Source organism: Streptococcaceae bacterium ESL0729 (assembly GCA_029391995.1).
Taxonomy (GTDB): Bacteria; Bacillota; Bacilli; order Lactobacillales; family Streptococcaceae; genus Floricoccus.
The window spans coordinates 1,435,001-1,448,317 of record CP113924.1; the positions used below are offsets into that span (position 1 = coordinate 1,435,001).

Annotated in this window: 9 protein-coding genes, 11 tRNA genes and 2 rRNA genes; 4 read left to right on the forward strand and 18 right to left on the reverse strand. The window is 39.2% G+C overall.

All coding sequences use genetic code 11. The features are described from left to right. Positions 1-54: 54 nt before the first annotated feature. Positions 55-127: transfer RNA gene (locus OZX68_07115), tRNA-Ala, on the reverse strand. A 99-nt stretch (positions 128-226) separates the two neighbouring features. Continuing rightward, positions 227-1,777, reverse strand: a 16S ribosomal RNA gene (locus OZX68_07120). A gap of 809 nt (positions 1,778-2,586) precedes the next feature. Here OZX68_07120 and OZX68_07125 point away from each other — a divergent pair. Then, a complete protein-coding gene (locus tag OZX68_07125; GenBank protein WEV60670.1) occupies positions 2,587-3,177 on the forward strand; it encodes a LysM peptidoglycan-binding domain-containing protein in 591 nt (196 codons plus the stop codon). A 128-nt stretch (positions 3,178-3,305) separates the two neighbouring features. Here the strand turns inward: OZX68_07125 and OZX68_07130 are convergent, their stop codons facing one another. From OZX68_07130 to OZX68_07150, 5 genes are all read right to left on the reverse strand, one after another. Then, the gene (locus tag OZX68_07130; protein WEV60671.1) at positions 3,306-4,685 is read right to left on the reverse strand and encodes a glycoside hydrolase family 1 protein; all 1,380 of its coding nucleotides are present in this window, start codon (positions 4,683-4,685) and stop codon (positions 3,306-3,308) included. Between the two features lie 194 nt (positions 4,686-4,879). Next, entirely contained in the window at positions 4,880-5,212 is a 333-nt protein-coding gene (locus OZX68_07135) for a hypothetical protein (GenBank protein ID WEV60672.1), read from the reverse strand. Positions 5,213-5,338: 126 nt separating this feature from the next. Beyond that, positions 5,339-5,409: transfer RNA gene (locus tag OZX68_07140), tRNA-Gly, on the reverse strand. 6 nt (positions 5,410-5,415) lie between these two features. Then, positions 5,416-5,505 (reverse strand) — tRNA-Ser (locus OZX68_07145). A gap of 5 nt (positions 5,506-5,510) precedes the next feature. Beyond that, positions 5,511-5,582, reverse strand: a tRNA-Glu gene (locus OZX68_07150). Positions 5,583-5,939: 357 nt separating this feature from the next. On the opposite strand from OZX68_07150, the gene OZX68_07155 reads away from it, so the two are divergent. After that, the gene (locus OZX68_07155) at positions 5,940-6,194 is read left to right on the forward strand and encodes a hypothetical protein (GenBank protein WEV60673.1); all 255 of its coding nucleotides are present in this window, start codon (positions 5,940-5,942) and stop codon (positions 6,192-6,194) included. Between the two features lie 162 nt (positions 6,195-6,356). Here OZX68_07155 and OZX68_07160 read toward each other — a convergent pair. From OZX68_07160 to rlmH, 11 genes are all read right to left on the reverse strand, one after another. Then, a tRNA-Asn gene (locus OZX68_07160) sits at positions 6,357-6,430 on the reverse strand. A gap of 6 nt (positions 6,431-6,436) precedes the next feature. Then, positions 6,437-6,552, reverse strand: a 5S ribosomal RNA gene (rrf, locus tag OZX68_07165). An 8-nt stretch (positions 6,553-6,560) separates the two neighbouring features. Beyond that, positions 6,561-6,634, reverse strand: a tRNA-Ile gene (locus OZX68_07170). Between the two features lie 38 nt (positions 6,635-6,672). Then, positions 6,673-6,743, reverse strand: a tRNA-Gly gene (locus tag OZX68_07175). 10 nt (positions 6,744-6,753) lie between these two features. Next, positions 6,754-6,826: transfer RNA gene (locus OZX68_07180), tRNA-Phe, on the reverse strand. 33 nt (positions 6,827-6,859) lie between these two features. Beyond that, positions 6,860-6,933 (reverse strand) — tRNA-Met (locus OZX68_07185). A gap of 23 nt (positions 6,934-6,956) precedes the next feature. Continuing rightward, positions 6,957-7,046, reverse strand: a tRNA-Ser gene (locus tag OZX68_07190). Positions 7,047-7,051: 5 nt separating this feature from the next. Next, positions 7,052-7,123, reverse strand: a tRNA-Glu gene (locus tag OZX68_07195). A gap of 118 nt (positions 7,124-7,241) precedes the next feature. After that, positions 7,242-8,411 carry a DUF998 domain-containing protein gene (locus tag OZX68_07200; protein WEV60674.1) on the reverse strand — a complete coding sequence of 390 codons (1,170 nt, stop codon included), beginning with the start codon at positions 8,409-8,411 and terminating at the stop codon, positions 7,242-7,244. A 106-nt stretch (positions 8,412-8,517) separates the two neighbouring features. Continuing rightward, positions 8,518-9,999, reverse strand: a complete 1,482-nt coding sequence (gene guaB / locus OZX68_07205) for an IMP dehydrogenase (GenBank protein ID WEV60675.1) — start codon at positions 9,997-9,999, stop codon at positions 8,518-8,520. Between the two features lie 134 nt (positions 10,000-10,133). Continuing rightward, positions 10,134-10,613, reverse strand: a complete 480-nt coding sequence (gene rlmH / locus OZX68_07210) for a 23S rRNA (pseudouridine(1915)-N(3))-methyltransferase RlmH (GenBank protein ID WEV60676.1) — start codon at positions 10,611-10,613, stop codon at positions 10,134-10,136. A gap of 235 nt (positions 10,614-10,848) precedes the next feature. Here rlmH and OZX68_07215 point away from each other — a divergent pair, with 235 nt between their 5' ends. Then, on the forward strand, positions 10,849-12,078 hold the full coding sequence (locus OZX68_07215) for a trypsin-like peptidase domain-containing protein (GenBank protein WEV60677.1): 1,230 nt from the start codon (positions 10,849-10,851) through the stop codon (positions 12,076-12,078). Between the two features lie 86 nt (positions 12,079-12,164). Next, a complete protein-coding gene (locus tag OZX68_07220) occupies positions 12,165-12,953 on the forward strand; it encodes a ParB/RepB/Spo0J family partition protein (GenBank protein ID WEV61398.1) in 789 nt (262 codons plus the stop codon). Positions 12,954-13,317 lie beyond the last annotated feature (364 nt).

A 13,317-nucleotide genomic window follows, 5' to 3' on the forward strand; every position in this document is an offset into this window, starting at 1 on the left:
TATTAGAAATTATTCAATTTTCAATGATCGATGCGGTAGTAATTCAACTACCTATGGAGCCTAGCGGGATCGAACCGCTGACCTCCTGCGTGCAAAGCAGGCGCTCTCCCAGCTGAGCTAAGGCCCCAATCTTCTTTGAGAAGATATATATCTTGTTTTAGGTATAAACCTCTCAAAACTAAACAATGCAAAACTAAATGTGCAGGTATCCTCGTATTTTCCTTAGAAAGGAGGTGATCCAGCCGCACGCTTCCGATACGGCTACCTTGTTACGACTTCACCCCAATCATCTATCCCACCTTAGGCGGTTGGCTCCTTGCGGTTACCTCACCGACTTCGGGTGTTACAAACTCTCGTGGTGTGACGGGCGGTGTGTACAAGGCCCGGGAACGTATTCACCGCGGCGTGCTGATCCGCGATTACTAGCGATTCCGACTTCATGTAGGCGAGTTGCAGCCTACAATCCGAACTGAGAGAAGCTTTAAGAGATTAGCTTGCCGTCACCGGCTTGCGACTCGTTGTACTTCCCATTGTAGCACGTGTGTAGCCCAGGTCATAAGGGGCATGCTGATTTGACGTCATCCCCACGCTTCCTCCGGTTTATTACCGGCAGTCTCGCTAGAGTGCCCAACTTAATGATGGCAACTAACAATAGGGGTTGCGCTCGTTGCGGGACTTAACCCAACATCTCACGACACGAGCTGACGACAACCATGCACCACCTGTATCGAGTGTCCCAAAGGAACTCCCTATCTCTAGGGATAGCACTCGTATGTCAAGACCTGGTAAGGTTCTTCGCGTTGCTTCGAATTAAACCACATGCTCCACCGCTTGTGCGGGCCCCCGTCAATTCCTTTGAGTTTCAACCTTGCGGTCGTACTCCCCAGGCGGAGTGCTTAATGCGTTAGCTGCGACACTCAGGGGTGGATACCCCCGAACATCTAGCACTCATCGTTTACGGCGTGGACTACCAGGGTATCTAATCCTGTTTGCTCCCCACGCTTTCGAGCCTCAGCGTCAGTTACAGTCCAGAGAGCCGCTTTCGCCTCCGGTGTTCCTCCATATATCTACGCATTTCACCGCTACACATGGAATTCCACTCTCCTCTACTGCACTCAAGTTCACCAGTTTCCAATGCTTACAATGGTTGAGCCACTGCCTTTTACATCAGACTTAATGAACCGCCTGCGCTCGCTTTACGCCCAATAAATCCGGACAACGCTTGCCACCTACGTATTACCGCGGCTGCTGGCACGTAGTTAGCCGTGGCTTTCTGGTAAGATACCGTCAGCCAGAAAGCTTTCCACTCTTTCTGGTGTTCTTCTCTTACAACAGAGTTTTACGATCCGAAAACGCTTCTTCACTCACGCGGCGTTGCTCGGTCAGACTTTCGTCCATTGCCGAAGATTCCCTACTGCTGCCTCCCGTAGGAGTCTGGGCCGTGTCTCAGTCCCAGTGTGGCCGATCACCCTCTCAGGTCGGCTATGTATCATCGCCTTGGTGAGCCTTTACCTCACCAACTAGCTAATACAACGCGGGTCCATCTCATAGTGTACCATTTGGCACTTTCAACTCTGTATCATGTGATACTAAGTGTTATGCGGTATTAGCTACCGTTTCCAGTAGTTATCCCCCTCTATAAGGCAGGTTACCCACGCGTTACTCACCCGTTCGCTGCTCATCCATCTAGTACAAGTACCAGATTTCAGCGCTCAACTTGCATGTATTAGGCACGCCGCCAGCGTTCGTCCTGAGCCAGGATCAAACTCTCATATAAATTATGAGCAGACTATTAATAGTCACTAGCTCGCTTTTGTTGCTTTATTTATTGTCAAAATTGACAGTTGAATGTCTAAACATTCACCCTGCACATTTGGTTCGTTTTGCTTTGTTCAGTTTTCAAAGGTCTATCGCTGTCTCCTTCGAGACAACTTCATTAGTTTATCAAAACTTGTTTTACTTGTCAACCACTTTTTAAAGTTTTTTTTCAAGCTTGTTTTGAACTGTTGCCCTCAGACAACTTTTATAGTTTACTATGACTTAATGTCTTTGTCAACTACTTTTTTAACTTTTTTCTTAGTTGTTTAACCAAGTTATCCAACTAAGTGTTGCCCTTAAGCAACTTTGTTAGTTTACCATCTGTAGGATTTTCTGTCAACATGTTTTTGAACTTTTTTCAAAGTTATAAACCACAAATTGACCTGTCCTTGACAGTGTTATTATTCTATCAAAGTTTGCAATGGCTGTCAACTGGTTTTTCAAAAATAATTCCGATTTTGCAAATTTTTATTTCCTTTAATTTTCTTAGTTTTTAAAAATTTTTTATTATAGATAAAACTAAAATTAATTCCATCTTACATATATGGTGTGCTATATATAGAAGAAAGTTGATTATTTTATTCATGTTTTAGGAGTTAATTGCTAGCTTTAGAACTCTTTTTGGGGCTTTCATGTAACAATGTAGCAATATTTGAAATTGAATTTATATAATTATCCCATATCCTTGTAATATTACTTTGTTTTAATACTCCTTGTACAAGAAATAAACAAAAACAAATACGAAATCTAAAGGAGATTTTATCTTACATGAATATTAAAACTATATTAGCTACTGGCCTTCTTCTTGGAACGGCGATCTTCGGTGCCAAGAGTGCCAATGCTGATGTTATTACTCATAAGGTTGTTGAAGGTGATACCTTATCTTCAATCTCTCAGGAGTACCTTGGAAGTGCAAGCTTTGTTCAAAATATCGCATCAAATAATGGAATTCAAAATGCTAACCTTATCTATGTAGGTCAAGAACTTAAGTTTGATACAGATAATATGACTATGACCCTTGTAGAACCTGCTAGCCATGTTGAAGAAGTAGTGGCTTTAGAAACACCAGCACCAGCACCTGTTGTAGAAACTGCACCAGCTGTTAGCTACAGTGCCCCTGCTCAGGTAACTACTACCAATACTTCTTCTGCCAAAGAGTGGATTGCTCAAAAGGAATCTGGCGGCAGCTACACTGCTACAAATGGTCAATATATCGGTCGTTACCAACTAAGTGCTAGCTACTTAAATGGTGACTATAGTGCAGCTAACCAAGAACGTGTTGCTGATCAATATGTGACAAGTCGTTACGGGTCATGGGATGCTGCTAAAGCTTTCTGGCTTGCTAATGGATGGTACTAAGAATAAAATAAATAACCACAAAGATAACAAGTTTAATACAAAGACAAATAAAAAATTATAATACCGTATAGAGATAGAAAACGAAAACCAGACCATATAAGGTCTGGTTTTTTTGGCTATTTAAAGAATTAATCTTCTATTGCATTGGCTTCAATTACATTTTTATACCAGTAGAAGCTATCTTTTTTGATGCGTTTTAGGTCTTTAAGGTCAAAGTCATCACGGTTAACATAGATAAATCCATAACGCTTTTTATATCCTTCATGGGTACTAATCAAATCAATCACACTCCAAGGGCAGTATCCAATCATCTCAACTCCATCCTCATTGATTAAAGCTGAAACTTGCTTGATATGCTTATCCAAGTAGTCAATACGGTAGTCATCGTGGATTTTTCCGTCTTCTGTTAGCTCATCTGCTTGTCCTAATCCATTTTCTGTAATTAAAAGTGGTAGGCCGTAGCGTGAGTACATTTGGTTGGCTGTGATACGAAGACCTAGGGGATCAATTTCCCAACCTGAAAACTCAGTTTTTTCAAGTTTTGGATTGCTAACAGCTTCAAAAATACCTGGGACTACAAATCCAAGTTGCTGGTCACCTTTTTTAATCTTAGTATCTCCATCAGAAGCCTTAACAGTCATCGAACTATAGTAGTTAAAGGCAATGAAATCTGCTGTATTCTCACGCATAATCTCAAGATCTTCATCAGTCATGTAAGGTACCGCATTTAGTTTACGCATGATCGATAGGGCTTGGGGATTGTAAGTCCCATAAGCTGCTGCATCTAGGAAGAGCCAGTTACGGAAGGCTGCTGCATATTCTGCTGCCATTTGGTCTTCTGGACTTTCAGAAGCTGCATAGACACATGAAATATTTGGAGCAGGACCAATTTTACCTGGATACTTACCTTCATGGTAAACTTTCATAGCTTTTGCCTGGGCAACAAGCATATGGTGGTTCCCTTGGAAGGTTTCACGCCAGCTATAGTCTTTACCGTCCATTAAGGCACTCATGAATACATGGATATTTTGTTCATTAATGGTTTGCCAGTAGCGAACACGGTCACCAAAATTATCAAATAAAACCTCGCAGTAATCAACAAATAGATCAATTGTTTCACGATTTTGCCAACCACCCTTTTGTGAAATCCAATAAGGAAGGTCAAAATGATAAACGGTCGGAATTGGTTCAATTCCTTGAGAAATAAGTTCATTAATTAAATTATCGTAAAATTTGAGACCTGCTTCATTGATTGATCCATCTTCTTTGATAATCCTCGTCCATGCAATTGAAAAACGATAAGAATTAAGACCAAGTTCTGCAAAAAGTTTAACATCTTCCTTATAGCGATGATAGTGGTCAGTTGCCACCTTGTAATCACTAGTTCCAGGAAAAGGCTCACGCATATCCTGCACTGATGGAACCTTGCCGTCCTCATTCCAAGCACCCTCTACTTGGTAAGCACTAGTTGATCCACCCCATAAAAAATTATCTGGAAATTTACCCATACACTTCTCCTTTTCATAATAAAAATAATAATAAAAATAAAACTATATGTTAAATCTAGCACAATATTTTTTATATGTAAAGGCTTACATATGTTTATCACTCATTTTTTTAGTTTTCCAAATATATTTTAGTTTCACGTGAAACTAATTTTTCAAAATTTTGCATAAAAAAAGAACTCTCCCGAGTTCTAATTTTAAACTGCACTTGTGGTTACAAGTTTACAAGTCCTGCTTCTTCTTAAATGTTCAATGGCATATTTTTCAGCAGTAATAAGAGAAAATTGCCAAGCACCTACAGCTCCACAGGTATTACAACGCCATCTGTAACCAAAACGAGCTGCAATGGGAGAGCTTTCTTCTTCATCGCCAAGAATATTATCTTGATGAAGAACTGAAATAACTGATTCAATTTTGCCATCAATTACTTCCTGGGTGTCTTGTCCATCTACTTGATGGGCTTGAGTTCTTGTTGGAACAGCTCCTAAAAGAGCCAGGGCAATAAGTGCCATAAATAATTTCTGTTTCATATGTTTATTGTATCATATTTCACAATAAATTAAAATAGCTTTAACAATTAGGAAGCCATTTATTCTTCATAAGTTTTAAAAGAAAATCTTAAGCATGAAAAAAAGCCTCCTTGGAGACTTTACTTAAGCGGGTGACGAGAATCGAACTCGCGACAACAGCTTGGAAGGCTGTAGTTTTACCACTAAACTACACCCGCATAGAAAGGAGGATGTGGGATTCGAACCCACGCACGCTTTTACACGCCTGACGGTTTTCAAGACCGTTCCCTTCAGCCGGACTTGGGTAATCCTCCAAAAATAGTCCGTACGGGATTCGAACCCGTGTTACCGCCGTGAAAAGGCGGTGTCTTAACCCCTTGACCAACGGACCATTTAGTCATGTACCTTAAGGACTTCCTCAAGGGTACTTTTATATTATACAAAAATTTAAAAAAATGTAAAGGGTTAATTTAAAAAATTAATTTTTATTAGTAAATAATTAACTAAATCTACTAAATTATGAGCTTCTATTCGTAACTTGTAAGTTCCATAAATTTTATGGGCTTCTACATTTGCATGCAGGTCATTGTCATAAATTGATTAGGAATAGACAGGACTCAGATAAATATTTTTTTAACATAATTTTTTAAATCTAAAATAAAAATTTAACATAGATGTTTAAAAAAACGAAAAATAACCTATAATAGACTTATGCCATTTATTTACACAAATTATTAAGGAGAATTAAATGAAAAAGAAATGGAAAATAATACTTGGCCTATCTACCATGCTGCTTGTTGCTGGATTTTCTATCTACAGGTATGATAAGAGCATGCAGCCGATCAAGGAAAAGCAGGCGGAACTTCAGACTAGCTCAAATCTTTCTGAGAAGGAAGTTGAGAAACGAGAAGAGGCTCAGGAATATCGAAAGCTTGCTGAGGAACACCAGCAGAAGGCTGCTGAATATTTAGACAAGGCATCTAAGGTAATTCTTGAAAAATAAACGCTATTTTGAAAAATTACTGAAAATAACTAGCTTCCAATAAGGGCACAAATTTTTTGGAGGAAGGTTAGTCGGGAGGGAAAATTGCTTTCCCTCCTTTTTGCATCCCTTCCTTAAGGATAAAGGAAGCAAAAAAGAGCTCCCATCAGGAACTCTATCTGACTCCGCCAGTAGGACTCGAACCTACGACATCATGATTAACAGTCATGCGCTACTACCAACTGAGCTATGGCGGAATATCAACTTGGCGCCTACCTTATCTCACAGGGGGCAACCCCCAACTACTTCCGGCGTAACGAGACTTAACTTCTGTGTTCGACATGGGAACAGGTGTATCTCTCGTGCAATAAGCACCAAATCAATTAATGGGCACAAGTGGACTCGAACCACCGACCTCACGCTTATCAGGCGTGCGCTCTAACCAGCTGAGCTATGCGCCCAAATTTTAAAAATTTAGTATAATGAACTATAAGTTCAAAGCGGGTGACGAGAATCGAACTCGCGACAACAGCTTGGAAGGCTGTAGTTTTACCACTAAACTACACCCGCTTTTTAATAATGGCGCGAGACGGAATCGAACCGCCGACACATGGAGCTTCAATCCATTGCTCTACCAACTGAGCTACCGAGCCAAAAGCGTAATTTTTAAAGACTTACAAAGTCAATTGCGGGAGCAGGATTTGAACCTACGACCTTCGGGTTATGAGCCCGACGAGCTACCTAGCTGCTCCATCCCGCGATGTTAAAATACCTATAAGGTAAAGGAGGATGTGGGATTCGAACCCACGCACGCTTTTACACGCCTGACGGTTTTCAAGACCGTTCCCTTCAGCCGGACTTGGGTAATCCTCCAAAAATAGTCCGTACGGGATTCGAACCCGTGTTACCGCCGTGAAAAGGCGGTGTCTTAACCCCTTGACCAACGGACCATTTGTTTTCCCGTTAAGATTTACGTCTTGCGTCTTCCTCAACGGTACTTTTATATTATACAAGATTTTTACGACTTGTAAACCCCTTTTTGTAAAAAAATTTAATTTTTTTTAATTTTTATTCAACAATCAACTCATAATCCTTGATATTCAGGCTTGAGAGACTTTGTAAGTTTTGAAAAAGAAGCAAAATCCAAGCAAAGGCTAAGAAAAAGGCAATTATCTCAAAAGCGGTCAAGGATAGGTAACGTACATTTGAAAATAGAATATTAGCCACCACTAGAAGTACTCCAATCCCATAAGAAATCACTAAAAATTCCTTTTTTACATCAGGAAGTAGCCAACGAATTGCGATAATCATAATAATTATCATATAAATCAAAAGATTAGCTGACTTATCATGCATGTAATGGAGGTAGCTATTACCCTTATCGTTAGGGAAGAAGCCAACACCAGCCAGTCCAAAGGCAGTTATGGTCAAAAGAAGTCTTAAAATCTGTAACCTTCTATTTTTAGGTAATATTTCCTTAAGAATGCTAAAGATATAGTCGGTTAAGGCCAAAAGAAGGAAGGCTGAAAGAATTAAGGTTAGGTTAAACTGCCAGGCAGAGGTCGCATTTGAGGTTCCTAAGAAACTAAAATTAATCTGCCACCACTGCAAGTTGCTGTTGGCTATCATTGATAAAAAGACTCCCCCAACTATGACGAGGGTAAAGAGGCTAATAATTCGGCGGGGAGTTATTGTTATGGCAAAATAAATCATCAGGTAATTGATGATACTTATAAAAATCAGAAAGAGGAAGGTTGATGTATAAATATCAAACTTGGCACCCTCAAAAACAATACCAAAGATCCAAAAAAGGCCCATTAGTCCAAGGACAAGCATGACAGCAAATGAAGCAAGAAGAACCGGAAGGCTACGCCAGTAAATATTCTTTAGGTTCTTTTGCTGGCTTCTTTTTCCCTTAATAAAGAATGTGGTAAAGGAAATTATTCCTGTCAAAAGACCTAAAACAATGGTCATGTGTGAGATTGCTGTTGTATCTCCAGATGTGAAGGGGATATATTCTACCTGTTCGTAAAACTTAAAATAGGCAAAGAAAACCAGACTCACAAGAATAGATGGCAATAAGAACCATCTTAAGGATATACTTTGATTTTTTTCAATCGAATTCTCCTTTTCAACTATCAATCGTGAACCATCGACACTCATTGTTAAACGGTCATTTGTTTTTAAACCTAAATCTGCCTTTAAATCTTCAGGTAATTTTATACTTTTTTCTAACATCCTTATCTCTCCTGTAAGCTAATAATCTGATTATAGCTTAAATCAGGTTTTTCTCAAACTAAAAAAGAGGTCTGCTAGTAGCAAACCCCTTAATATTTTTAATTTGTTATTGTACTGAATAATTAGGTGCTTCTTTAGTGATTTGAACATCATGTGGATGACTTTCCTTAAGTCCAGCTCCACTCATTTCAATAAACTGAGCTGAATTGTGAAGGTCTTCGATTGTAGCAGCTCCAGTGTAGCCCATACCTGATTTAATTCCACCAAGCATTTGGAAGACAATATCAGCAGCAGAACCCTTATAGGCCACTCGTCCTTCAATTCCTTCAGGTACAAGCTTGTTAGCCTCATTAACTCCGCCTTGGAAGTAACGATCACTTGATCCACGTTTCATAGCTCCAAGACTTCCCATACCACGGTAAGTTTTGAATTTACGTCCTTGGTAGATTTCAAATTCACCTGGTGACTCGTCAGTCCCTGCAAGCATTGATCCAAGCATGACAGCATGTCCACCAGCTGCTAGAGCCTTAACAATATCACCTGAGTACTTGATTCCACCGTCAGCGATAATTGATTTACCGTATTCACGGGCAACTCCTGCTGCATCATAAATAGCTGTAATTTGTGGTACACCAACACCTGCAACAACACGGGTTGTACAGATTGATCCTGGTCCAATTCCGACCTTAACAACGTCAACTCCAGCTTCAAATAAAGCACGAGCTCCATCAGCTGTCGCGATATTTCCAGCAATCAAAGTCTTGTCTGGGAAGTGGGCACGAATTTCTGCAATCTTACGGATAACACCTGCAGAATGTCCGTGGGCTGTATCAATAACAATCGCGTCAGCTCCTGCTTCAAACAAAGCTTCAGCGCGATCAAAAGTATCAGAGGTAACTCCGACTGCCCCTGCAACAAGCAAGCGACCTTTTTTATCCTTAGCTGAATTAGGGAACTCGATAACACGTTCGATATCCTTGATGGTGATAAGTCCACTTAGGCGACCCTTATCATCAACAAGAGGTAGTTTTTCAATCTTGTACTTTTGAAGAATCTCTTCAGCCTCTTCAAGAGTAGTTCCGATAGGTGCTGTGATTAAGTCTTCTGAGGTCATAACATCGCTGATTGCTTTTGAGTAATCAGCGACAAAACGTAAGTCGCGATTGGTTAAGATACCAACAAGTTTACGATTTTCAAGGGTTTCAACAATTGGCACACCAGAAATACGGTAGGTTGCCATCAAATTTTCAGCCTCTTCAACTGCATGATTTGGTGTCAAGAAGAAGGGATCTGTGATAACGCCTGACTCGCTACGCTTAACACGACGGATTTGCTCAGCTTGCTCTTCAATTGACATGTTCTTGTGGATTACACCCATTCCACCCTGGCGGGCAAGTGAGATGGCCATTGCTGATTCAGTGACTGTATCCATGGCACTTGAAAGAATAGGAATATTTAATGTCAAATTATCTGCAAGTTTGACTTGCATATCTACTTCGTTTGGTAAGACTTCACTCTTGGCTGGAATTAATAAAACATCATCGAAGGTAAAGCCTTTTTTCAAAAATTTTGTGTCCCAATTTGACATTAGTTTCTCCTTTTTCCCTATGTAAATTTTTTATTTTTCTTATGATACCATTTTAAAGCTAAAGGTCAATAGCATTGGCCCCTTTAACATAATAATTTTTTTCTTATAATCTGGCAAAAATTAACCTTGTTCATCTACTTATGGTATTCACTTCCACGGTTTATCATCTGGGATCTGTAAATTTGTTCACAAAAAACTAAACGCATAAGCTGATGGGGGAGGGTAAAGCGACCAAAGGAAATCTCAAGGTCAGCTCTTTTATAGACCTCATCAGAAAGACCTAAAGAACCTCCTATTACGAAAACAATATTTTGGCTTCCATAGATTTCAAATTCCTTAATCTTTTCAGCAAGTTCTTCACTGGTCAAAAGTTTACCCTTAATGGCAAGAACTATTAATTTGTCCTGCGGGCTAATCCGAGCTAGAATTTTATCTCCTTCTTTTTTCTTAACCAGCTCTTTTTCTTTGTCACTTGCCTTGTCGGGAATTTTTTCATCAGGTAGTTCAATTATTTCTAAGGGATGCATGGTTGTCATCCTTTTTTTGTACTCATCAATCCCTTGTTTTAAATACTTTTCCTTTAGTTTTCCAAGGGCAATTAATTTAAATTTCATGCTTTCATTTTAGCACAGTTTTCCTGCAAAATTTTCTGAAAGCTTATTTATCAACAAATTTGCCTATTAATCCACATTTCTGTGGATAACTCTTTTTATTTATATGTCACTAAAAAGGTTCATTAAGTTTGTTAAGGCCTGTAGAGCAAAGCTGCTTAAAATTTTTATTTACCAGGCTTTTAAGGTATCATTAAGTTTGTGGAAATAGAATTAGAAAAAATGAGAAGGAGACGTCATGGCTAAAAATAATATATTAAATGGTTTGCTGGCTGGAGTAGCTGGTGGGGCCTTGGCCCTTGGTGGAAATGCCATCTATCAGACTAATTTTGCAAGCAATCATTCTACAAATTCTGCGGTAAGTAATACTACTGTTTCTAAGAAGGTTTCTTATGATGTTTCAAGTGATACAACTAACGCCATCAGCAAGGTTTCAGATGCTGTGGTATCTGTTATAAATTATCAAAAAAAACAGAGCGGAACTTCGATTGACGATATTTTAGGTGGTAAGGTCAACCAGGATGGAACAAGTGATCAGGAAGAAGAGGCTGGTGAAGGTAGCGGGGTTATCTATAAAAAAGACGGAAATACAGCCTATATCGTAACCAATAACCACGTGGTAAGTGGAGCAAGCAGCCTTGAAATCATGCTTTCGTCAGGTGAGAAGGTCAAGGGTGAGCTTGTAGGGACTGATTCTTTCAGCGATTTGGCTGTTATTAAGATCGATGGAAGTAAGGTAAAAGATGTTGCTGAGTTTGGTGATTCTAGTGCCCTTAAGGTTGGAGAACCTGCCATTGCTATCGGCTCTCCCCTTGGAAGCCAGTATGCCAACTCTGCCACCCAAGGTATTATTTCAAGCTTAAATAGGCAAGTAACCTCTCAAAACGACAGTGGGGAGACTGTAAGCATCAATGCCATCCAGACTGATGCAGCCATTAACCCTGGAAATTCTGGTGGAGCCTTAATCAATATCGAAGGTCAGGTTATTGGAATAAATTCAAGTAAGATAGCATCAACTTCAGCTAGCGTAAGCGGTGTTGCTGTTGAGGGTATGGGATTTGCCATCCCTTCAAATGATGTGGAAAATATCATTGCAAAACTTGAAAAGGATGGAGAAGTAATTAGGCCAGCTCTTGGTATCCAAATGTTAAATCTTGCGGATATTCCTAAAGATACCATCGATAAGAACTTGAAGATTCCTGATGATGTAACAAGTGGTGTTGTTGTGGCTAGCGTTCAAGCTGGGATGCCTGCTGAGAATGCTGGTTTGAAGAAATATGATGTTATCACCCAACTTGGTGACACACCTACAGCTACTTATACAGACTTGCAATCAGCCCTTTATAAATATAGCGTTGGTGATACTGTAAAGATTACCTACTACCGAGATGGTAAAAAGGAAACAGCTGATGTTAAGCTTAGTGAATCGACAAAAAAATTAAGCAAGGAACAAACAAGCGACAAGTAAACGGACATTAAAAGGCGACCTGGGTCGTCTTTTTTCTTGGCTTAAAGCTTGCTAAAGAAGGCCCCTTAAACTAGAATACCCATATGATGAAAAAAGATAATGAACAAATTAAGAATATCAGTCTAAAGGAAATTTCCCCCAATCCCTACCAGCCAAGGATTCACTTTGATTCTACTAAACTTTTGGAACTTGCCCAGTCAATCAAGGAAAATGGCCTGCTCCAACCGATTATTGTTCGAAAATCTCACGTTTTTGGCTATCAGATTCTTGCTGGCGAAAGAAGGTTTAGGGCCTTTGAAATGTTAGGACTTCCTACTATTCCAGCAGTAATCAGACAACTGGAAGATCAGGAAATGATGATTTTATCTATTTTAGAAAATCTCCAGAGAGATGATATGACAGCCCTTGAGGAAGCCAAATCCTATAAAAATCTATCAGATAAGGCAAAGATGACCCACCAGGAAATTGCTAGTAAACTTGGTAAATCAAGGCCCTATGTTTCTAATATGATTAGAATTTTACAACTGCCTGAAACAATTCTTGAAATGATTGAAAATAAATCAATTAGTCCTGGGCATGCGCGTGTTCTTCTTGCTCTTGATGATGAAGCTGAACAGGAAAGAGTAGCTCGGCTAGTCTTACAAAATAAAATCTCAGTCAGAGAACTTGAAAAACTGATTTCTAAGGATAAACTTGATTCGAAAAATAATCCCTTGCCCAAAAATATATTTATTGATGAAATTGAAGAAAGACTGGCCCAAAAATTCGGGAGTAAAATTCAGATTAAAACAAATAAACACAACAAGGGAGAAATCAAAATTTCCTTTAATAATTTGGACGAATTAAATCGGTTGATTGAAGACCTTTTAAGCTAGCAAGTAATCCACAGAATAATCCACAGAAAAAATAATCTCTGTGGATTGTTTTTATTTTACCCACAGCTTTATCAACAAAAAATGAGAAATTAACAGGCTGTTATTAAATCATTTCCACAGGCTGTTAAAAACCTGCAAAGACTTTTAACTAAAGAAAAAGTTATCCACATACCCTGTTAATTACTCTAAACTATTTTTAACTTATCCCCAATATTCACAGGCTGTTAAAAAGTGCTTGTGGAATATGTTAATAAGTTACTAACATATCTACATTTCTGTGGATATCTTTGTTTTTTATTTCAAATTTTGTGGATAAGGAGGCTAAAAAATGTTATCATTGCTATACCTATTTTTACGAAAGGAG

Coding starts and splice junctions, on each gene's coding strand:
- OZX68_07125 (WEV60670.1), top strand. CDS start 2,587: ATGAATATTAAAACTATATTAGCTACTGGCCTTCTTCTTGGAACGGCG.
- OZX68_07130 (WEV60671.1), bottom strand. CDS start 4,685: ATGGGTAAATTTCCAGATAATTTTTTATGGGGTGGATCAACTAGTGCT.
- OZX68_07135 (WEV60672.1), bottom strand. CDS start 5,212: ATGAAACAGAAATTATTTATGGCACTTATTGCCCTGGCTCTTTTAGGA.
- OZX68_07155 (WEV60673.1), top strand. CDS start 5,940: ATGAAAAAGAAATGGAAAATAATACTTGGCCTATCTACCATGCTGCTT.
- OZX68_07200 (WEV60674.1), bottom strand. CDS start 8,411: ATGTTAGAAAAAAGTATAAAATTACCTGAAGATTTAAAGGCAGATTTA.
- guaB (WEV60675.1), bottom strand. CDS start 9,999: ATGTCAAATTGGGACACAAAATTTTTGAAAAAAGGCTTTACCTTCGAT.
- rlmH (WEV60676.1), bottom strand. CDS start 10,613: ATGAAATTTAAATTAATTGCCCTTGGAAAACTAAAGGAAAAGTATTTA.
- OZX68_07215 (WEV60677.1), top strand. CDS start 10,849: ATGGCTAAAAATAATATATTAAATGGTTTGCTGGCTGGAGTAGCTGGT.
- OZX68_07220 (WEV61398.1), top strand. CDS start 12,165: ATGAAAAAAGATAATGAACAAATTAAGAATATCAGTCTAAAGGAAATT.